Source organism: Flavobacterium sp. (assembly GCF_024710485.1).
Classification (GTDB): domain Bacteria; phylum Bacteroidota; class Bacteroidia; order Flavobacteriales; family Flavobacteriaceae; genus Flavobacterium.
On the sequence record NZ_JANJUQ010000041.1, the window covers coordinates 28,296 to 49,503 of the forward strand.

Here is a 21,208-nt window from a genome sequence, read left to right on the forward strand (position 1 = left end):
AATCAATCTGATGTAGCTTTTGCTATTTTTGTGGTTTACGCTTCGTAATTCCTAATTCTCAATTCGTAATCTAACATGCGCTGGACACTCCAACCCAAACCATCATCCGAAAAAGTCAAAGCTTTAGCAGCCGAACTCAAAGTAGATGAGTTGATTGCGATGCTTTTGGTACAGCGAGGTATTGAAACCTTTGAAGCCGCACGCCAATTTTTTCGTCCGAGTTTGTCTGATTTACACGATCCGTATTTGATGAAAGACATGGACAAAGCTGTGGTTCGCATTGAAACAGCTATTGCCAATGCCGAAAATATTTTAGTCTTTGGTGATTACGATGTGGATGGCACAACAGCGGTTTCCCTGGTGTCGAGTTATTTGAAAAGTTTTTATCACAATGTGGCGACTTATATTCCGGATCGCTATAACGAAGGTTACGGCGTTTCGTACCAAGGGATTGATTTTGCAGACGATAATGGTTTTACCTTGATAATTGCTTTGGATTGCGGCATCAAATCTATCGATCATGTGGCCTACGCCAAAGCTAAAAACATCGATTTTATCATTTGTGATCACCATCGCCCTGGAGATACACTACCGGAAGCTGTAGCTGTTTTAGATCCTAAAAGAGCCGATTGCACGTATCCGTATGATGAATTGTGTGGCTGCGGCGTTGGGTTTAAATTGATTCAGGCGCTTGCGCAAAACAGGAATCAAACTGTTGAAGATTTAGTGCCTTATTTAGATTTGGTGGCGACTGCGATAGCCGCGGATATTGTTCCGATGACAGGAGAAAACAGGGTTTTGGCCAAGTTTGGTTTGGAAGTCATTAATAGTAATCCGCGTCCCGGAATTAAGGCTTTGGTCCAAAATGTCAAAAAGAAAACGCTCACCATAACCGATGTCGTTTTTATCATTGCGCCACGAATTAACGCCGCAGGCAGAATAAAACACGGTAACGAAGCCGTTGCTTTGCTTACGGAATACGATTTAGAACAAGCTGAATTTTTTGCTTCCGAAATAGAGCAACACAACAGCGATCGCAAAGATTTGGACAAACAAATTACCGCTGAAGCCTTATCGCAAATCACAGAAAATGAGGAAACTAAAAAATTTACGACGGTCGTTTACCAAGAAAACTGGCACAAAGGCGTTATCGGCATTGTAGCTTCGCGATTGACAGAAACGTATTATCGTCCTACGATAGTGTTCACTAAAAGTGGCGACAAACTCGCGGCCTCAGCGCGTTCGGTGAAGGATTTTGATATTTACAATGCTTTAGAATCTTGTGCCGAACACTTGGAACAATTTGGCGGCCATATGTATGCGGCAGGAATGACTTTAAAGGAAGAAAATTATGCTGCTTTCAAAGAAGCCTTTGAAAGAACGGTGGAAGCAACAATACATCCTGATTTGCTGACTCCTGAAATTGCAGTGGATGCCGAAATTAATTTGACGGATATCAACGAAAAGTTAGTCCGGATTTTAAACCAATTTGAACCTTTCGGTCCGCAAAACATGACGCCGGTTTTTATGACCAAAGGGTTAAAAGATTCGGGTTACGCTAAAGGAATCGGTGCCGACGAAGACCATTTGAAACTATACGTCAAGCAAAATAATTCCCAGGGATTTGGCGCTATTGGTTTTGGTTTAGGAAAGAAATTGGATTTGGTCAAAAACCAGCAACCTTTTGACGCCGTGTATTGCATAGACGAAAACGAATTCAACGGCAAGGTTTCGGTGCAGTTGCGGTTGAAGGATATAAGGTAGTTTAGTATTTCTTCAACTCAAAAGTTTCACCATCAAAAACGCCATACGTAAAATAGCCAATCCAATCGCCTAAGTTGATGTATTCGGCATTTTCGCCTACCGTAATTACCATCGGCAAATGACGGTGACCAAAAATCAAATAGTGGTAATGCTTGGTTTGCAGTTTTCGTTTGCAGTATTGTATCAACCATTCGTTTTCTTCGCCTAAAAATTTCACATCGGCTTCCCCCGAAATCAGTTTGTTTTTAACCGATAAATATTGGGCCAATCTCATACCGATATCCGGATGCAACCAACGGTAGAGCCATTTGGAGAATGGATTGGTGAAGACTTTCTTCATGCGTTTGTAGCCTTTATCGCCCGGACCTTTACCATCGCCGTGACCGATTAAAAACGTTTTACCGTTAAATTCATACTCTTGATTGTCGCGATAGATCGGAATGTTCAGTTCTTTCTCGAAATAATCATGCATCCACAAATCGTGATTGCCTACAAAAAAGTAAATCGGAATACCACTGTCGCGAATTTCTGCTAATTTACCCAGAACACGGACAAATCCTTTCGGAACCACGGTTTTGTATTCAAACCAAAAATCAAACAAATCGCCTAGCAAGAAAATCGCTTCGGCGTCTTGCTTTACTTCGTCCAACCAAGCCACAAATTTTTGCTCACGAGGAAAACTCGCTTCCGCAGTCGGAGCGCCAAAATGTTGGTCGGAGGCAAAATAGATTTTTTTGTTGGGTGTAATTTGCATGTAGCTTACTTATGAATTATCCGAGGCATACCATTCGGCAAAGGAAGTGTCGGTTTCTTGGAGTTTTAAAGAATGTAGTGCAATGTTTTGCGGTAAACGATTTTTTATTTTTTGCGCAAAATCAGTAACCATATTTTCGCTGGTAGGTTGGTAATCTACCAAAATCACATGATGACCGCGGTCTTTGAGTTCGTTGGCTAATTCTATATGAGGTGTGTTTTGATTGAAAACTGTCGCATGATCGAATACATCCACAATTTCTTCTTTCACAATTTTTTTCAAATCCGAAAAGTCGATGACCATTCCAAACTTCACATTCGAAGTGTCGGTTATAGGTTGACCAATTACCGTTACCGATAACTTATAGCTGTGTCCGTGCACATTCTTGCATTTACCGTCGTAGCCGTAAAGCGCGTGCCCGGTTTCGAAAGAGAATTGTTTGGTAATTCGGATGTTACTCATGAAAAAAGTTTTAATGCTGCAAATTTAGTAAATATTACTACAGCTCGTCCTGTCTTTTTTTAGCTTTGCGGTACATCAACCAAGCCAGACCGGCTAAAATTGCAAAGGGTAAAATGTAACCTATCCAAACGCCAACCAAATACCCGCTATCCGGAGCATTTTTGATTTTTTCATCAATAGTTGCTTGCTGTAAAAGAGAAATAAGGAGTAGCATGATTTACTTTTTAAATTCGTTAAGCGCATTTTTGGTAAAATCGGAGAGCGCCAATAGGCCTGAGATGGCTGCACGTTCGTATAACAGATTGTCCCAATGCTCAGTGCCTTCCCAAAACACTTTTTTCATAGCGGTCAAGGCATCCGGGTTGTAACCTGCTAGTCTTTTGGCCATTGCTAAAGTTGCATCGTTTAATTCGCTGTAACTGTCGAAAACATCTGCATAAAGTCCTTTTTCCACAGCCCAATCTGCGGTGTGCCAATGGTTGGGTTGAAGAGTCAAGACTGACATGGCCGTTTTGCCGATTTTTCGTGATAAGGCCGGTTCAATCACAAACGGTCCGATACCAATGGCGATTTCGGATAACTTGATTGAAGCGTCTTGGTAAGCATAGGCAAAATCACAAGCAGCAGCTAAACCAACACCGCCACCAACGGCTTTTCCATGTATTTTTCCGAGTATGATTTTAGAACAGTTACGCATCGCATTGATAACGTTGGCAAAACCGGAGAAGAATTTCTTTCCGTCTTCTAAGTTAGCTACAGAAAGCAGTTCGTCAAAAGAAGCACCGGCACAGAAGTTTTTTCCATCGCTTTGCAATACGATTACGTTGACCTCGGCATTGTTACTGAGTGCATTGAGTTCATCGGTGAGTTTTTGTAATAAATCACTCGGAAAAGAATTACTGGCAGGATGACTGAAAGTAAGAAAGGCAATTTTGTGGTCAATTTGGGTTTGGATAAACCCGGAGGTATTTTCGGCAGACATAAAAAATGAATATTTAGGGTAAATTTACAACAAATCTCAAAAAAAGATGCTCCTTGAGTTGTTTTTTGTTTGGATAAAATTATATATTTGTCGTCTCAAAAACCGGGATGTAGCTCAGTTAGCTAGAGTGTCCAGATAGCCATCGGGAAGGGCGGTTTTGAAATTCAAATATTGGGGATGTAGCTCAGTTGGCTAGAGTGCTTGACTGGCAGTCAAGAGGTCGTGGGTTCGAGCCCCATCTTCTCCACAAAGTCCTGAGAAATCAGGACTTTTTCTTTTTGAATATGTTTTACGTTTATATAATTTATTCCGAATTGCTTAATAAATACTATGTTGGTTCTTGTCAAAATATTGATGAGCGCCTACGTGACCATTTGAACAGTCGCAGTAAGTATACCAAATCAGCTAAGGATTGGAAATTGAAGTATTCAGAATCATTTTTCTCAAGAAGTGAGGCTTATCAACGTGAAATGCAGATTAAGAAAATGAAAAGCAGGACTTATATTGAGAAATTAATCGAAAATAGTTACTAGAGTGTCCCGATGGTAATCGGGAAGGTCGTGGGTTCGAGCCCCATCTTCTCCACAAAAAAGCCTGAATCATCGATTCAGGCTTTTTTTATTTCTCGTTCTTCAACTCTTCAGCTACTTTTTCCAATTCGGTATACCAATCTTGACCGAATTTTCGAATCAAAGCTTCTTTTACAAATTTATACACAGGAACTTGCAATTCTTTTCCTAAAGTACATGCATCGTTGCAAATGTCCCAACGGTCGTAATTTACAGCGGCAAATTCACTAAAATCTTTCACACGAATCGGATACAAATGACAAGAAACCGGTTTTTTCCAGTCGATTATCCCTTGATTGTAGGCTTGCTCAATACCGCAAAGCGCTGTTTTTCCGTCAAAAATTACATAAGCGCAATCTTTGTTGTCAATAAGTGGTGTTTCTAAATCCTGATCGGTGCCGACTACCCAAGTGCCCAATTTTTCTATGGCTTCAATGCCTTCTTTGCGCAAGAAAGGTTTCACTTTCGGATAAATGTCTTCCAATATTTTGGTTTCGGCTTCACTCAATGGCGCACCGGCATCGCCGTCTACACAACAAGCGCCGTGACAGGCCGATAGGTTGCAAACAAAATCTTTTTCGAGTATATCCTCCGATACGATGGTTTTGCCTAATTGAAACATTTGATAGTAAGAGGAGGAAGCCCAGTGGGCTTCAGATATTTTAAAATAGATTAATTTTTTTAGCTACGGCTAAAAGCCAAAGCGTGATTTTTAATGCAAAGGTAAAATCAAAAATCGTTATAAACGATTAAAAACCTAATTTTGCAAAAAAAAATAGCGTCATGAATTTAGACTTCAGAGAAATTGCTACGGCTACTATGGTTTTGTTTGCCGTTATTGACATCGTTGGGAGTATCCCGGTCATTATCGATTTGAGAACCCGCTTCGGTCATATTCAGTCTGAAAAAGCTTCTATAGTGTCAGCCGGAATTATGATTGCCTTTCTTTTTGTAGGTGAAGAAATTTTGAAGTTGATTGGCATCGATGTCAACTCTTTTGCCGTAGCCGGTTCATTTGTACTTTTCTTTTTGGCTTTGGAAATGATTTTAGGTATTCGGTTGTACCGAGATGAAGAAGCTAATTCTGCGTCTATCGTGCCAATTGCTTTCCCGTTAATTGCCGGAGCCGGAACCATGACAACGCTACTGTCTTTGCGTGCCGAATTCCAATCGATTAATATTATTATCGCCATCCTATTGAACATTATATTGGTTTACATCGTTTTGAAATCGTCTTCCAAAATTGAAAAGATGTTAAGCAAAAACGGTTTGAGTATCATTAGAAAAGTATTTGGAGTAGTTTTGTTAGCTATTGCTGTTAAATTATTTGCGGCTAATGTTAAAGGACTATTTGTCTGATTTTAAAAATTAGTATTTTTGCGCTATAAATTCAACCCATGAAAATTTTTACTACCATATTAATTGTTGTTGCTTTTGCTCTGATTGCTTTCAATGTGACCATGTTGGACTTCAGCAATTTGTTTGAAGGTGATAGTTTGGTTGCTCTAATAGGAATAGCAGCAGCTATGTGTGCCATGCTGATTCTTTTGATTTTCAGAATGTCGAAGAAAATCGAAGAGAAACTAAAAAACTAACCTTCCTATGTACGATGTTTTAATTATTGGCGGCGGTGTTTCAGGCATGTCTTGTGCTTTGATTTTAGGTTCCGCTCAAAACAAACCTTTTGTAGTCGATAAAAAAATAGGCATCATCGCGCACCAAAAAGCTTCTTCTTTGCAAGATGCTTTATTCAATAATGCTTACGGGATACCGGCAGGAAAATTGGGTTCGGATTTACTAACAGAAAGCATTACGCATTTACAACAATTGTATCCGCATATCGATCAAATTGCGGGCGAGAAAGTAATGAAGATTGAAGGCGAAGTCGGAAACTTTTCTGTAATCACCAACAAAAACACTTATGCTACCAAAATCGTAGTTATAGGTATTGGAGCTTCAAATCCGTTTACGATAGAAGGTCTTGAAGCGTATGTGATACCGCATCAAAAAGTAATTGCTGAAAAAAACCGAATCCAACTCAAAAATACCGACCACAAAGTAACCGAAGGGATCTATGTTACCGGGACCTTAGCCGGTTGGAGAAGTCAACTGGCTATAGCCGCCGGAAGTGGTGCTGCCGTAGCTACTGATATTTTAACCCTTTGGAATAATGGGGTTCATGTGCAAGTACACGATAGCATTCGGAAGTAACTATTTCAATATCGCTTTCAACATCGCATCGTCTTTCAATAGGATTTGGTAATACTGATCTTCACCAAACAGCTGACGGGCGAATTCTGCCGACAAGTATTTTTTTACCAAATTATCGTTATTCGCAACACTTATTCCTAAACCGGATTGGTCTAAGTAGGTTTGAAATCGGTTCACAATATTTTTATCTGAATAGAACTTACTTAAAAAGGCTTTAAAGTCGAGTCCTTTATAAGTGTTTCTGTTTTGGTCGATTTGTTCAAAAACAAAATAACCAATCAAGCCGGAATTGAGTACGTAACCTAAATTTTCTTCGCCTTTTTTCACTTCCAATGGTACAAAAATATCCGGAACGATACCGCCGCCGCCGTAAACAATGCGGCCTTTTTTGGTTTTGAATTTTAGGGAATCCGCCACTTTAATTTTGTCTTTGGCGTACAATTCACCACTTTCAAAGCGCTTTTCGAAATCGTGTACGTAGGCTTCACTATCGCCTTTGGTGTAAGGTTTTTGGATAGAGCGACCGCTTGGAGTATAATAGCGAGAGGTAGTTAATCGAACTGCAGAGCCGTCTTCAAAGCCCATTTCACGTTGTACTAAACCTTTCCCAAACGAACGTCGGCCAACGATAGTTCCGCGATCGTTATCTTGAATGGCGCCGGCCAGAATTTCACTCGCAGAAGCTGAGTTTTCATCAATTAAAACATACACTCTTCCGGTTTCAAAAATGCCTTCTTCGGTGGCAAACGTTTTGTTGATGGTGCCTTTTTTGTTTTTGGTAAATACGATAAGTTCTTGGTCTTTTAACAACTCGTCTGCAATTTCAACAGCTTTTTCCAAATAACCGCCGCCATTGTTGCGCAAATCGATGACCAAAGTGCTGATGCCTTGCTTTTTGAGTTGTTCCAAACCGTATCGGAATTCGGAATAAGTATTTTCAGCGAAGCGATTGATTTTAATATAACCGGTAGTTTTATTCAGTTTTAAATACGTGTCAACACTTTTAATCGGAACCACGTCGCGTATTACTGGGATTTTTAGTTTTTTGCCCGTGCTCTTTCTGTACACAGTCAGCAATACGGTCGAACCCTCTTCGCCTTTGAGTTTATTGAACAAGCTGTCGGTGGGCAGTTTCCGTCCAAAGAGTTTCGATTTATCGGCATATAAAATACGATCGCCTGCCAATATTCCTGCTTTTTCGGCAGGGCCGTTTGCCAGTGGACGAACAACTGTTACGGTGTCTTTGTACATGTAGAAATTTACGCCAATCCCAACAAAATCTCCGCGCATGAGTTCGGCTTCGGTGGATTGTTCGCTGGGCGGAATATAAACCGAATGCGGATCGAGATTGGCCAAAATGCTGTTCACCGTTAAGTCGACTATCGAATCCGAATTCACATGGTCAACATATTCATCGTCTATAAAGTCGATTAGTTTGTCTATTTTGGCTTTTCGGGCGTTGGCTTTGGATAAAGAGCGTTCCGGAAAATTGAGCATACCGCCAATCACGATGCCCAAAGCAACGCAAGAGAACAATAAAAGCGGCAAGTATTTTTCCTTTGATTTCATTTACGAGAAGAAATGGTACATTTGGTTATTCCAGCTCATCAATTTTGGTGACTTCCACACCGGCTTTTCTCAGGAAATCCAAACCCGATTCATCGCGGTAACCGTTGTGATAGACTACGCGTTTGATGCCCGATTGGTGGATTAATTTACTGCATTCTTTGCAAGGCGAAAGCGTGATGTACAGTGTAGCGTTTTCACAACTTTGTGTAGAACGGGCTACTTTGGAAATGGCATTGGCTTCGGCGTGTAAAACGTACCATTTGGTTAAACCTTCGTCGTCTTCGCAGCAGTTTTCAAAGCCTGAAGGCGTTCCGTTATAGCCATCGGAAATAATCATACGGTTGCGAACAATAATGGCGCCTACTTGTTTGCGTTTGCAGTAGGAGAGTTTGCTCCATTCGGCGGCAATTCTGAGGTAAGCGATATCGTATTTTTCTTGTTTCTTTTCTTTCATTTCCAAAAGTTCAAATGGTTTTTCGTTTAGCCCCGATAAACGTGGAAATCCTTTTTAAATGGGAACCATTTGAAAAGATTGGAACAGCTAGCGGGAAAACGGATAGCAAATATACCCAAACCTTTAGCTCCAAAACAATTTATTTAACCCAAATTTCACTTTGCATAATCATGGGAATTACTACGCCGGCAATGAAAGCGGAAACTATCAAAATCCAGTCGCGTTTAGAGAATTTGAGTAAGGTTTGCACCACATAAGCCAACAGCAACGCTGCTAGTACTACAATGATTTGCGCGACTTCAATTCCTAAAGCGAATTCGAAGAGCGGTAACAATTTATCGGTTGGTTTACCGGTTAAGATGCTGTTGAAGTAGTTGGAAAAACCTAATCCGTGGATGATTCCGAAGAAAAACGTAATCATGCCGGTAACGGAAACGCTGTCTTTTTTAGCGGGTTTGCCGGTAGCTATGATGTTGTACAAAGCGGTAGCTAAAATGGTAATCGGAATTAGAAATTCGACAATTTCAGGTTTGATGGTCAAAATGTTGAACACCGATAAAAAGAGTGCTACAGTATGGCCTAAAGTAAAAAGTGAAACAAGAATTAGAATGCGTTTCCACGATTTGAATTCGTAAGGAACGGTTAGTGCCAAAAGAAACAGTACATGGTCGTAGGCATTGATGTCGAGCACATGTTGTAATCCGATATTAAAGTATATCCAGAAATCTGACATGGTAATTATAGGTTGTTAGTGAGGTAAACTTACGATTAATTTTAATTGTCGTTTCAAAATAAATCCAAAAATCGATAAAAAACATTTGTAGAATTGATTTTCAGAAACAGGAATTTGGCTTATATTTGCCATATTAAAACCTATACCATTATGTCTATTTCAGATTTATTTGACAACGAGTTTAAGAGCAGAAATAAGGGTCATTTTTCAGCGATTGTTCGTGTGGCTACAGCCGATGGCGATTTGACCAAAGAAGAAAAAGAATTCTTGGATAAATTAGCGGTTCGTTTAGAAATATCGCCGGCTGAGTATGAAGAGATCTTGGAAAATCCATTGAAATACCCAATCAATCCGCCTTATTTGCATGTACAGCGTTTAGAGCGTTTATACGACTTGTCACGTATGGTTTATGCTGATCACGTACTCGGACCAAAACAAAAAGAAATCTTAACCAAGTTTGCTTTGGCTTTAGGATTTACGCCGGGGAATGTGCCTTATATTGTTGACAAAGCTTTGTCTTTATTAGTGATGAATGTGGATTCAGATACTTTTGTATATGAAATGACACATATGAATAAATAACAGCTTAAAAATATAAAAGAGAAGCCTGAATTAATTATTCAGGCTTCTCTTTTTTTTTACTCAGTCACTCAGTTGCTTAGCTGCTTAGTTACTTAAACATGTTTAGCCATAAACTCTTCGGCTTTTTTGACCATGTTATAGCTGCCGCAAAAGAACGGTACGCGTTGGTGTAATTCGGTGGGCTGAATTTCCATGATTCTGCCGAAACCGTCCGAGGCTTTTCCGCCGGCTTGTTCTGCTATAAAAGCCATTGGGTTGCATTCGTACAACAAACGCAGCTTTCCGTTAGGCGATTTGGAACTGGTAGGATAAATATAAATACCGCCTTTGATCATGTTGCGGTGAATGTCGGATACTAAACTTCCTATGTAGCGGGATGTGTAAGGGCGATCGCCTTCCTCCAACTGGCAGTATTTAATGTAATCTTTTACGCCTTGCGGAAAATGGACATAATTCCCTTCGTTGATAGAGTAAATATTACCGTCTTTGGCAAATTGCATATTGGGATGCGATAAGTAAAATGTACCAATGGCCGGATTCAAAGTAAAACCATTCACGCCGTGTCCGGTAGTATAAACCAACATGGTTGAGGTGCCGTAAATAACATAACCTGCCGCTACTTGTTGGGTTCCGGGTTGTAAAAAATCTTGAATACTAACCGGAGTCCCCACAGGAGTTACCCTACGGTAAACTGAAAAAATTGTTCCTACCGAAACATTCACATCGATATTGGAGGAACCATCGAGCGGATCCATCAACACTACATATTTGTTGCTGTGACTGTTGTCGGAACCGGCTACGGTGATGAAATCGTCGTTTTCTTCTGAAGCAATACCGCAAACAATTTCGCGGTTGATTAAGGTTTGAATGAACACTTCATTGGCGTAAACGTCCAGCTTTTGTTGGTCTTCGCCTTGAATGTTTTGGTCGCCTGCAGCGCCCACGATATCCACCAATCCGGCTTTGTTGACTTTGTAATTGACTACTTTGGCAGCCAAACGGATGGAATTGATAATTCGGGACAATTCGCCCGAGGAATACTTGAATTCCTCTTGTTTTTCGATGATAAATTCACCTAAGGTTTTGTTGCGTTCTTCCATTACGAAATCGTTGTAGTTGTGGGTGCAAATATCGCTAAAATTGTCTAAGAAAAAATCTATTCTGAAAAGAAATTATAAGTTGTATTTTTGTGGTCGCGAGACTTTTAAATTGAAGGGTTTCGAACTTAAAATTAACACCCGATGAACATCCGAAAAGGAACCAAAGCCGACATGCCGGCGGTACTCGAGTTGATTCGAGAACTGGCTATTTTTGAAAAAGAACCCGATGCGGTTGTGGTAACCGTGGCCGATTTGGAGCGCGATGGTTTTGGTGAAAATCCACTCTTTTACACCTTTGTGGCCGAAGTAGAAGGTGACTCGAGCGATAGCGAACAGGCGAAGCAAATTGTTGGCATGGCATTATACTACTACCGTTATTCTACTTGGAAAGGCAGAACCATTCACTTGGAAGATTTAATTGTGAAAGAGAAAATGCGTGGTAGCGGAATCGGCAAGGCTTTGTATACCAAAATTATCGAGCAAGGCAAAGCAGACAACGTTAGAAGAATCGAGTGGAATGTGTTGGATTGGAACACGCCGGCCATCGAATTCTATAAAAAATCGGGCGCCAAAATCCTGGCCGATTGGGATGTGGTGCAAATGGACGAACAAGGAATCAATGACTTTTTAACTAATTTATAATGAGAATTTTCAAATTTGGTGGTGCGTCAGTTAAAGACGCTGATGGGATTAAAAACGTATTCAGTGTATTGGAAAAAGTAGGTCACGAAGACACACTTTTGGTGATTTCCGCTATGGGAAAGACCACCAATGCATTGGAAGTTGTGATTAAGAACTATTTCGAAAAATCGAACGAATTGCATTCTTCTTTACAAGAAGTCAAGAAATACCACTACCAAATTTTGATGGATTTATTTGAAGACGAAGAGCACGATGTGTACTTTGCCGTGAATAGTCTTTTTGCCGATTTGGAGTATTTTATCCGAAGCAACAAATCACCAAACTATAACTTTGTATACGATCAAGTGGTGAGTTTCGGAGAACTTATTTCAACTACGATTGTCAGTCATTATTTCGCCCAAGCCGGTTTGAAAAACAATTGGATTGATGTGCGCAATTTTATCAAAACCGACAATACCTATCGCGATGCCAATGTAGATTGGGAAAAAACCCAGCAACTCATTGCTAAAGGCGTTAAGAAAAAAGCGTTAAACATTACCCAAGGATTTTTAGGTTCTGATGAAAACAATTTCACCACTACTTTGGGTCGTGAAGGTTCTGATTATACTGCGGCTATTTTTGCCTATTGTTTGAATGCCGAAAGCGTAACCATCTGGAAAGATGTTCCGGGTGTGATGAATGCTGATCCGCGCTACTTTGAAAACGCCATATTATTGAATCAAATTTCCTATCGCGAAGCTATAGAATTGGCGTTTTACGGTGCCACAGTTATTCACCCGAAAACTTTGCAACCATTACAAAGAAAGGAAATTCCGTTGCACGTCAAATCTTTTGTCAATCCGCTTTTGCCGGGAACCAGTGTTTCCAAAGGCAAAGATTTAGAGCCGCAAACACCGTGTTATATTGTTAAAAGAGATCAATTGTTAATTTCGTTGTCGTCTATCGATTTTTCCTTTATCATGGAAGAAAACATCAGCGAAATTTTTGCGCTGTTCCACCAATACAAAATGAAGGTAAGTTTGATCCAAAACTCGGCCATCAGTTTTTCAGTTTGTGTGGAAGACAAATTCGGCAACTTCAATGATTTGAAAAATATCTTGGCCAAAAAATTCAAAGTAGCCTACAACGAAAACGTTTCTTTGTACACCATTCGCCACTTCAATAAAGAAGCCGCTGAAATGGTGGAAAAAGGCAAAACCGTGCTACTAAAGCAAATTTCCCGTGAAACTTTACAAGTAGTCACCAAAGAATAATTATACCAACCGCGAAGACCAAAATAATAAGTGTTCGCGGTTTTTTATATTAAAAAAGCCTATTTTTACGTTATTAAGATATGCTGAAAAAAGGGCTTTTATTGTTGATACTATTCACTTTTTCCGGGCTTTCGGCTCAGGAAATCAATTCGCTGTACCGAACCAAAAAAGTCCTGCCTTCCAAAGATACCATCGCCATTGAAAAAGTCAGCATCAGCCCGAGTTTCTTCAAACTGCTCACTCGTGAAGGCAAAGAAGTCGATACGTCATTCTACAAAGTCGATTTTAAAACCGGAAAGTTAGTTTTTAAAAGTAATTTCACGGTCACCGACACCATTACCATTCGCTATTTTAACTATCCGGAATTTTTAACCAAAACCTACAGCATTTACGACCAAGACAAAGTGGTGCCCAACGAAGCGGGCTTTTTAGTAAAAACCAATCGCTCCGTAAAAAAGTTTGTGCCGTTTGAAGGCTTAAATACGTCCGGTAGCATTACGCGTGGCGTAACCATCGGGAACAATCAAAATGCTTCGGTTACTTCGAATTTAGATTTACAAATCACCGGGAAAATCTCCGATAAAGTCTCACTTCGGGCTTCGATTCAGGATTCTAACATTCCGTTGCAGGAAAACGGTTATTCCCAAAAGTTGGATGAATTCGACCAAATTTTCATCGAATTGTTTACCGATAAATGGAGCATACGCGCCGGCGATTTATTCTTGGAAAACCGGCAATCGCGTTTCCTTAATTTCAACAAAAAAGTGCAAGGTTTGGCTACTCGCTTTACCTTAGGCGACGAAGATAATAAAACTGAAATTTTTGCTTCTGCCGCGTTGGTGCGCGGACAATATGCCAGAAGTACTTTTACCGGTCAGGAAGGCAATCAAGGACCATACAAATTGCGCGGCAATAACGGCGAGTTGTATGTGTTAGTGATTTCGGGTTCGGAAAGGGTTTATGTGAACGGAATTCTTAAAAAACGTGGCGAAAATAACGATTATATCATCGACTATAACGCCGGAGAAATCACGTTTACGTCTTTGTTTCCCATCAATTCCGAAATGCGAATTGTAATCGAATACCAATATTCGGATAGAAATTACACGCGTTTTGTGACCTACGGTGGTGTAAATCATACGGCTAAAAAATGGAGTTTGGGCGGCTATTTGTATTCTGAAAACGATGTCAAAAACCAGCCGTTGCAACAAAGTTTGTCGCCGGAACAAGTCGACATACTCAACAACGCCGGAGATGACATCAACCAAATGAACGCACCATCGGCTTACCTCGATACGTATTCTGACAATAAAATTTTGTACAAAAAAGTCATTGTAAACGGCGTTGAGGTTTTTGAATATTCGAACAACCCGAACGACGAATTGTACAATGTGCGCTTTACTTTAGTCGGCAATAACTTAGGGAACTACATCCTAACCAATACTGCGGCTATCGGAAAAATTTACCAGTACGTTGAACCGGTAGCCGGCATTCCGCAAGGCAATTACGAGCCGGTAGTGCGATTGGTAGCACCGACGAAAATCCAAATCGCCACTGTTTTAGGGAAATACAATCCGAATGAAAAAACCGTAGTTGATTTTGAATTGGGCGTGAGCAACAACGACCAAAATTTGTTTTCTGCTTTAGACGATGAAGACAATAAAGGTGTAGCCGGAAAGCTCAATTTCAAACAACGATTGCTAACCAAAAAATGGCAAGTGGATGCGTTTGGGAATTACCAATTGGTGCAGGAAAATTTCAGAACCATTGAGCGTTTGTTTAATATCGAATTCAACCGCGACTGGAACTTGACCACTTTCTCCGGAAATCAGAGTTTAATTGTGAACGGCTTGGATTTTATCCTGCCGCAAAAAGGGAAGTTGACCTATCAATTCGAGAAATTGGATTTTTCCAAAAGCTTTAGCGGTAATTGCCATTCGGTAAATGGATTTTTCAAACTCAACCAATGGAGTTTACAACAAAATACCAGCGTATTGAACAGTGACGGGAATTTTGCCAAATCAACTTTCATCCGAAATCAATCGCAAGCGCGCTATCATTTTAAAAAGAATTGGATTGGCGGAACGTTACGTTTGGAAGATAATAAAGAGCGTTTGGCGGCGACCAACCAGTTGTCTACTTTAAGCCAGAAGTTTACCGAATACGGTGCTTTTGTCGGCCGAGGAGATAGTACCAAAGTCTTTGTAGAGCTAGGCTATTTGCAAAGGGTAAACGACAGTTTGCAAAACGGCTCGGTAAAAAGAGTCAACACTTCGCAATCGTATTACTTAAAATCACGTCTGATTCAAAACGACAAAACCAATCTATCTTTGTTTGTCAATTACCGCAATCTGAAATTTGAAGCCGCCGACCGCGAAAACGAACCGTCGCTCAACTCCAGATTGTTGTACAACGATCAGTTTTTTAAGCAAAAGATGCAAGTTAGCACCGCTTACGAAAACACTTCGGGAACCATTGCGCAACAGGAATTTACCTATTTGGAAGTCGAACCCGGGCAAGGTGTTTTCACTTGGATTGATTACAACAACAACGGGATTCAGGAGTTGCAGGAGTTTGAAGTCGCGCCTTTTCCCGACCAAGCCAAATATGTTCGGGTGTTTTTGCCGAACCAAGTTTTTGTAAAAACGCATCAAAATAAATTCTCGCAGTCGCTCACTTTAAATCCGGCGCAGTGGCAAAACGCCAAAGGATTTAAAAAGTTCCTCTCGCATTTTTACAATCAAACATCCTATTTAATCGAACGCAAAATAAGGAGAGAAGGCGGCAATTTCGATTTGAATCCGCTACCTAATAATGCAGACAACCAATTAGGATTGAATACCAGTTTCCGAAACAGTTTCTTTTACAATCGCGGGAAGCAAAAGCATTCGGTTACCTATAATTATACCCAAAACGAACTCCGCGCCTTGCTTACAGTAGGTTCACAATCCAGTCAAAATCAATCGCATCAGTTGCAGTATACGCATTTACTTAAGAATGTTTGGTTGTTTAATTTCGGAACAAAAATCAACCAAAGCGGATTGACCTCGGAGAATTATGAAAGTAAGAATTTTAAAGTCGAGGGCTATCAAATCAACCCGAAGATTTCCTATTTATTCAGCAAAAATGCGAGCTGGGATATTTTTTACGAATACCAAAACAAAGAAAATCTACAAGGAAACAGGGAAACCTTGGCGCAGCAACGATTTGGAACTTCATTTTCTTATGCGGGCGAAAAGAAGATCACAGCCAACGGCGAATTCTCTCTTTATCAAAATACGTTTGAAGGTGATGCCTCTCAGCCGGTAGCTTTTCAAATGTTGGAAGGCTTGCGTCCGGGCCGAAACCTTACCTGGCGTTTGTTGTTGCAAAAGAATTTAACGCAATATCTCGATATTAATATCAATTACCAAGGGCGAAAATCCGAGACTAGCCAAACCATTCATACCGGAAATGTACAATTGAGAGCGTATTTTTAGGTGGAATGATTTTTGGAAGTGTTTTTTTAGTAATTTTAATCACCAACTAAAAAGTTAACATTATGAGAAAAGTATTTTTATTGTGCTTTTTGTTTGCCTTTATCGCAAACGCCACGGCACAGGAAACCAAAGCTAAAAAAGCAAAAGCTAAAACAGAGCAAGCCGCTAAAGACAAAGCTGAAAAAGAAACCAAGTCTGCCACGCCTTTGAAAAAAGACGGAACGCCCGACAAGCGTTTCAAAAAAAGCAATGTGCCTTTGAAAAAGGACGGTACTCCGGACAAGCGTTTCAAATCGAAAGACAATAATGCTTCAGTAAAAGGCGAAATGAAATCGGCGGAAGGCAAAGCTAAATCGGAGGCCAATAAAGCAGAAGCTAAAGCCAAAAAAGAAGTCAAAGAAAGAGAGTCGAAAGAAAAAGCGCCAAAAAACAACAAAGACAAAGTAACGGGTTCTTATAAAGGTAAAAAAGTGTACACCGGACCTAGAGGCGGTAAATATTACATCAATAAAAACGGAAACAAAACCTATATTTCCGAAGACTAAAAGAGGCTGATTCCTCAATTATATGCTTAAGTGGTTTTCCCATTCGGAAAGCCACTTTTTTTTGGCCGAAAATCCCATTTTCAGAAGTCGCCGAAATGTTAAAATTTCCCCATCAGTAAATTCTTAACTCCCTTTATTTTAGGGCTTTTTGTCGATTTTTAAAAAAATAAATTATTGAAAATCAATTAGTTAAAAATTCAATAAAAAGATTGAACAAAGTCCGGTTTTGTTAAAAACTAAAGCCGATTGTGAATAAGTTTGGCTTTCATTTTACGTTTGGTTTGACAATCTTTGTAACAGACAGATTGAAGAAAAAATCTCCCAAATAATCCAAAAAAAGAATCAAAATGGCCGCTATCGAACCAATTTTACAAGAGAACAAAAACCGCTTCGTGATTTTCCCTATCAAACATCATGATATTTGGGATTGGTACAAAAAAATGGAAGCCAGTTTTTGGACCGCCGAAGAAATCGATTTACACCAAGATTTATCGGACTGGAACAACAAGTTGAATGCTGATGAGAAGTATTTTATCAAGCACATTTTAGCTTTTTTTGCGGCTTCTGACGGTATTGTAAACGAAAACTTAGCCGAAAACTTTGTAAACGAAGTACAATATCCCGAAGCCAAATTTTTCTACGGTTTCCAAATTATGATGGAAAACATCCACAGCGAAACCTATTCGTTGTTGATTGATACCTACGTAAAAGACGAAGCCGAAAAGAACGAGCTTTTTCATGCCATTGAGGTGTTTCCGGCGATTATGAAAAAAGCACAATGGGCTTTGCGTTGGATCAAGTCGGATTCGTTTGCCGAAAGATTGATTGCTTTTGCTGCGGTAGAAGGCATTTTCTTCTCAGGTGCGTTCTGTTCGATTTATTGGTTGAAAAAACGCGGATTGATGCCGGGATTAACCTTCTCTAACGAGTTGATTTCTCGTGACGAAGGTGTTCACTGCGACTTTGCCGTACACTTACACAACCATCATTTGGTTAACAAAGTGTCTAAAGAAAGAATTACCGAAATCATTACTGATGCATTGAATATTGAGCGCGAATTCATCACCGAATCTTTACCGGTAAGTTTGATCGGTATGAATGCTACTTTAATGACGCAATATTTGGAGTTTGTAGCCGATAGATTGTTAGTGGAATTAGGCTGTAAAAAAGTCTACAACTCAACCAATCCTTTCGATTTCATGGATATGATTTCACTACAAGGAAAAACCAATTTCTTCGAAAAGCGCGTGGCCGAATACCAAAAAGCCGGTGTAATGTCGAAAGATACCGAAGATCAAAAAATCAGCTTCGACGCTGACTTCTAAAATATGCAGTAGCCTAGCCCGGATGGCAGCGGCATCCTTTTATTTTTGTTGTCAAACAAGAATAAAAGATATAGCGTACAGCCGGAACAGCTTCTCATAAAACCGCATAAGCATCTTCTGCAAGTTAAGGGATTAACAAAAAACAAAACAAGTAACTCGAAGTAGCGAAGGGATTCTCTATTTCACAAAACCTAACAAATATGTACGTAGTAAAAAGAGACGGTCACAAGGAACCGGTAATGTTTGACAAAATCACGGATAGAATTAAAAAACTATGCTATGGTTTAAATGAATTGGTAGACGCTGTAAAAGTAGCGATGAAAGTTATCGAAGGATTGTATGACGGCGTAACCACTTCCGAACTCGACAACCTGGCTGCTGAAACTGCCGCATCGATGACAGTTACGCACCCGGATTATGCCCAATTAGCCGCTCGTATTGCTATTTCCAATTTGCATAAAAACACCAACAAATCGTTCTCGGAAACCATGAACGAAATGTACCACTATGTTAATCCAAGAACCAACCAAGCGGCACCGCTACTGTCTGAAGAAGTGCACAAGGTAATTCAAGAAAATGCCGAGTTCTTAAACTCACACATCATATACAACCGCGATTTCAATTACGATTATTTCGGTTTCAAAACCTTAGAGCGTTCGTATTTGCTCAAAATCAACGGCAAAATCGTAGAGCGTCCGCAACACATGTTAATGCGTGTTTCTGTTGGGATTCACTTAAACGATTTGGATGCGGTAATTGAAACGTACGACTTAATGTCGAAGAAGTTCTTTACCCACGCTACGCCAACTTTATTCAACGCCGGTACGCCAAAACCGCAAATGTCGTCTTGTTTCTTGTTGTCGATGAAAGACGATAGCATCGATGGCATTTATGATACGCTAAAAAACACCGCTAAAATCTCGCAATCAGCTGGAGGAATCGGTTTGTCTATCCACAATGTTCGTGCGACAGGTTCGTACATCCGCGGTACCAACGGAACGTCTAACGGAATTGTGCCAATGTTGCGTGTATTCAACGATACCGCGCGTTACGTAGACCAAGGTGGCGGGAAAAGAAAAGGAAGTTTCGCCATTTACTTAGAAACTTGGCATGCGGATATCTTTGAATTCCTCGACTTGAAAAAGAACACCGGAAAAGAAGAGATGCGTGCGCGTGACTTATTCTTTGCCATGTGGACGTCGGATTTGTTCATGAAACGCGTGGAAGAAGACTCGCATTGGACCTTAATGTGTCCCAACGAATGTCCGGGCTTGTACGATGTTTACGGCGACGAATTTGAGGCGTTGTACACTTCTTACGAAGCACAAGGTAAAGGCAGAAAAACAGTAAAAGCGCGTGAACTTTGGGAGAAAATCTTAGAGTCGCAAATCGAAACCGGAACGCCATACATGTTGTACAAAGATGCTGCGAACCGCAAATCCAATCAAAAGAATTTGGGAACCATTCGCTCTTCTAACTTGTGTACCGAAATTATGGAGTACACTTCCGAAGATGAGATTGCCGTGTGTAACTTGGCTTCTATTTCCTTACCAATGTTTGTGGAAAACGGTCAGTTCAACCACGAATTGCTATACAATGTAACCAAGCGCGTAACCCGCAACTTAAATAAAGTAATCGACCGCAATTACTATCCTGTTAAAGAAGCCGAAAACTCCAATATGCGTCACCGTCCGGTAGGATTGGGCGTACAAGGTTTGGCCGATGCCTTCATCTTGTTGCGCATGCCGTTCACCAGCGACGAAGCCAAACAATTAAACCAAGACATCTTCGAAACCATGTACTTTGCAGCCGTAACGGCGTCGATGGAAATGGCCAAAGAAGAAGGTCCATACTCAAGCTTTAAAGGTTCGCCAATTTCAGAAGGTTTGTTCCAACACAACCTCTGGAACATCAAAGACGAAGAATTGTCCGGCCGTTGGGATTGGGCAAGTTTGCGCAAAGAAGTAATGCAACACGGCGTAAGAAACTCTTTGTTGATGGCACCAATGCCAACCGCTTCAACGTCGCAAATCTTAGGCAACAACGAAGCGTTCGAACCATACACCTCTAACATTTACACGCGTCGCGTATTGTCGGGTGAGTTTATTGTAGTCAACAAACACTTGTTGGAAGACTTAGTAAAACGCGGTTTGTGGAACGAAGAATTGAAACAGGAAATCATGCGTCACAACGGTTCGGTACAAAATATTGAGCGCATTCCGGCCGACTTAAAAGAACTTTACAAAACCGTTTGGGAAATGTCAATGAAAGACATCATCGACATGTCGCGTCACCGTGGGTATTTCATCGATCAATCGCAATCGTTAAACTTGTTCATGCAAGACGCCAACTATGCGAAACTGACATCGATGCACTTCTATGCTTGGAAAAGCGGCTTAAAAACCGGTATGTACTACCTCAGAACCAAAGCCGCGGTAGACGCTATCAAGTTCACCTTAAGCAACGATAAAAAAGCAGAACCAATCGCCGAACCGGTAGCTGTAGAAGTAGTAGCACCAACCGAAAACGGAGAAATGACCGCCGAAGATTTTGCCGCTATGGTAGAACGCGCTCGTGCCGCCGCCGCCAATGGTGGTGACGACTGCGAAATGTGCGGATCGTAATTAAAAAATAAAACAACAATTTAGAAAAACAGCTGTCGTTAGATGGCTGTTTTTTGATTAATTTTAGGAGCTATTTCCCGCTTTCCGCAGTATCTTTTTTGTCACATCGAGCGCAGTCGAGATGCTGGGTTGTCAAAAAAGGATACTTGCTCTAAATGCA

21 protein-coding genes and 1 tRNA gene are annotated in these 21,208 nt (G+C 40.5%); 13 read left to right on the forward strand and 9 right to left on the reverse strand.

Features of this window, described 5'->3' with window-relative positions:
- The first annotated feature begins 75 nt into the window (after positions 1-75).
- Positions 76-1,764: a single-stranded-DNA-specific exonuclease RecJ gene (gene recJ / locus Q0M21_RS10885; protein WP_295338060.1), complete on the forward strand. Its 1,689-nt coding sequence runs from the start codon at positions 76-78 to the stop codon at positions 1,762-1,764.
- 1 nt (position 1,765) lies between these two features.
- Here recJ and Q0M21_RS10890 read toward each other — a convergent pair whose 3' ends face one another.
- From Q0M21_RS10890 to Q0M21_RS10905, 4 genes are read right to left on the reverse strand one after another with little or no spacing between them, the layout of a single operon-like run.
- Positions 1,766-2,518, reverse strand: coding sequence for a UDP-2,3-diacylglucosamine diphosphatase (locus tag Q0M21_RS10890; protein WP_295338061.1), 753 nt, complete (start codon positions 2,516-2,518; stop codon positions 1,766-1,768).
- 9 nt (positions 2,519-2,527) lie between these two features.
- Entirely contained in the window at positions 2,528-2,980 is a 453-nt protein-coding gene (locus Q0M21_RS10895; RefSeq protein WP_295338062.1) for a 6-carboxytetrahydropterin synthase, read from the reverse strand.
- 37 nt (positions 2,981-3,017) lie between these two features.
- Entirely contained in the window at positions 3,018-3,194 is a 177-nt protein-coding gene (locus Q0M21_RS10900; protein ID WP_295338064.1) for a hypothetical protein, read from the reverse strand.
- A 3-nt stretch (positions 3,195-3,197) separates the two neighbouring features.
- Positions 3,198-3,962: an enoyl-CoA hydratase/isomerase family protein gene (locus tag Q0M21_RS10905; protein ID WP_295338066.1), complete on the reverse strand. Its 765-nt coding sequence runs from the start codon at positions 3,960-3,962 to the stop codon at positions 3,198-3,200.
- A 173-nt stretch (positions 3,963-4,135) separates the two neighbouring features.
- Between Q0M21_RS10905 and Q0M21_RS10910 the strand changes: the two genes are divergently transcribed.
- Both Q0M21_RS10910 and Q0M21_RS12365 read left to right on the forward strand, forming a co-directional pair.
- A tRNA-Ala gene (locus tag Q0M21_RS10910) sits at positions 4,136-4,209 on the forward strand.
- A 37-nt stretch (positions 4,210-4,246) separates the two neighbouring features.
- Positions 4,247-4,495: a GIY-YIG nuclease family protein gene (locus Q0M21_RS12365; RefSeq protein ID WP_367273725.1), complete on the forward strand. Its 249-nt coding sequence runs from the start codon at positions 4,247-4,249 to the stop codon at positions 4,493-4,495.
- A gap of 85 nt (positions 4,496-4,580) precedes the next feature.
- On the opposite strand, the gene Q0M21_RS10915 is transcribed toward Q0M21_RS12365, so the two are convergent.
- Positions 4,581-5,153: a DUF3109 family protein gene (locus Q0M21_RS10915; RefSeq protein ID WP_295338068.1), complete on the reverse strand. Its 573-nt coding sequence runs from the start codon at positions 5,151-5,153 to the stop codon at positions 4,581-4,583.
- A gap of 161 nt (positions 5,154-5,314) precedes the next feature.
- On the opposite strand from Q0M21_RS10915, the gene Q0M21_RS10920 reads away from it, so the two are divergent.
- From Q0M21_RS10920 to Q0M21_RS10930, 3 genes are read left to right on the forward strand one after another with little or no spacing between them, the layout of a single operon-like run.
- Positions 5,315-5,890 (forward strand): MarC family protein, encoded by a 576-nt coding sequence (locus tag Q0M21_RS10920; protein ID WP_295338070.1) that lies wholly within the window; start codon positions 5,315-5,317, stop codon positions 5,888-5,890.
- A 38-nt stretch (positions 5,891-5,928) separates the two neighbouring features.
- Positions 5,929-6,126, forward strand: a complete 198-nt coding sequence (locus Q0M21_RS10925) for a hypothetical protein (RefSeq protein ID WP_290875084.1) — start codon at positions 5,929-5,931, stop codon at positions 6,124-6,126.
- 7 nt (positions 6,127-6,133) lie between these two features.
- A complete protein-coding gene (locus tag Q0M21_RS10930) occupies positions 6,134-6,742 on the forward strand; it encodes an FAD-dependent oxidoreductase (RefSeq protein WP_295338096.1) in 609 nt (202 codons plus the stop codon).
- Here the strand turns inward: Q0M21_RS10930 and Q0M21_RS10935 are convergent, their stop codons facing one another.
- From Q0M21_RS10935 to Q0M21_RS10945, 3 genes are all read right to left on the reverse strand, one after another.
- Positions 6,743-8,311 (reverse strand): S41 family peptidase, encoded by a 1,569-nt coding sequence (locus Q0M21_RS10935; RefSeq protein ID WP_295338098.1) that lies wholly within the window; start codon positions 8,309-8,311, stop codon positions 6,743-6,745. It lies immediately after the preceding gene.
- Between the two features lie 25 nt (positions 8,312-8,336).
- Entirely contained in the window at positions 8,337-8,765 is a 429-nt protein-coding gene (locus Q0M21_RS10940; RefSeq protein ID WP_295338100.1) for a dCMP deaminase family protein, read from the reverse strand.
- A gap of 139 nt (positions 8,766-8,904) precedes the next feature.
- Positions 8,905-9,498, reverse strand: a complete 594-nt coding sequence (locus tag Q0M21_RS10945; protein WP_295338102.1) for a HupE/UreJ family protein — start codon at positions 9,496-9,498, stop codon at positions 8,905-8,907.
- A 150-nt stretch (positions 9,499-9,648) separates the two neighbouring features.
- Between Q0M21_RS10945 and Q0M21_RS10950 the strand changes: the two genes are divergently transcribed.
- Positions 9,649-10,080, forward strand: coding sequence for a TerB family tellurite resistance protein (locus tag Q0M21_RS10950; RefSeq protein ID WP_295338104.1), 432 nt, complete (start codon positions 9,649-9,651; stop codon positions 10,078-10,080).
- A 92-nt stretch (positions 10,081-10,172) separates the two neighbouring features.
- Here Q0M21_RS10950 and fbp read toward each other — a convergent pair whose 3' ends face one another.
- Positions 10,173-11,180, reverse strand: a complete 1,008-nt coding sequence (gene fbp / locus Q0M21_RS10955; RefSeq protein ID WP_295338106.1) for a class 1 fructose-bisphosphatase — start codon at positions 11,178-11,180, stop codon at positions 10,173-10,175.
- A gap of 141 nt (positions 11,181-11,321) precedes the next feature.
- On the opposite strand from fbp, the gene Q0M21_RS10960 reads away from it, so the two are divergent.
- The 6 genes from Q0M21_RS10960 to Q0M21_RS10985 all read left to right on the forward strand — a co-directional run bounded on the left by Q0M21_RS10960 (position 11,322) and on the right by Q0M21_RS10985 (position 21,048).
- On the forward strand, positions 11,322-11,822 hold the full coding sequence (locus Q0M21_RS10960) for a GNAT family N-acetyltransferase (protein ID WP_295338108.1): 501 nt from the start codon (positions 11,322-11,324) through the stop codon (positions 11,820-11,822).
- Positions 11,822-13,075 (forward strand): aspartate kinase, encoded by a 1,254-nt coding sequence (locus Q0M21_RS10965; protein WP_295338110.1) that lies wholly within the window; start codon positions 11,822-11,824, stop codon positions 13,073-13,075. The genes Q0M21_RS10960 and Q0M21_RS10965 overlap by 1 nt, the downstream gene beginning before the upstream one ends.
- Positions 13,076-13,155: 80 nt before the next feature.
- Positions 13,156-16,554: a hypothetical protein gene (locus tag Q0M21_RS10970; protein ID WP_295338112.1), complete on the forward strand. Its 3,399-nt coding sequence runs from the start codon at positions 13,156-13,158 to the stop codon at positions 16,552-16,554.
- 62 nt (positions 16,555-16,616) lie between these two features.
- Complete coding sequence (locus tag Q0M21_RS10975; RefSeq protein ID WP_295338114.1) at positions 16,617-17,099, forward strand: hypothetical protein; 483 nt, start codon at positions 16,617-16,619, stop codon at positions 17,097-17,099.
- Positions 17,100-17,446: 347 nt separating this feature from the next.
- Positions 17,447-18,424: a ribonucleotide-diphosphate reductase subunit beta gene (locus Q0M21_RS10980; RefSeq protein WP_295338116.1), complete on the forward strand. Its 978-nt coding sequence runs from the start codon at positions 17,447-17,449 to the stop codon at positions 18,422-18,424.
- Positions 18,425-18,624: 200 nt separating this feature from the next.
- The gene (locus tag Q0M21_RS10985; protein WP_295338118.1) at positions 18,625-21,048 is read left to right on the forward strand and encodes a ribonucleoside-diphosphate reductase subunit alpha; all 2,424 of its coding nucleotides are present in this window, start codon (positions 18,625-18,627) and stop codon (positions 21,046-21,048) included.
- Positions 21,049-21,208: the final 160 nt, after the last annotated feature.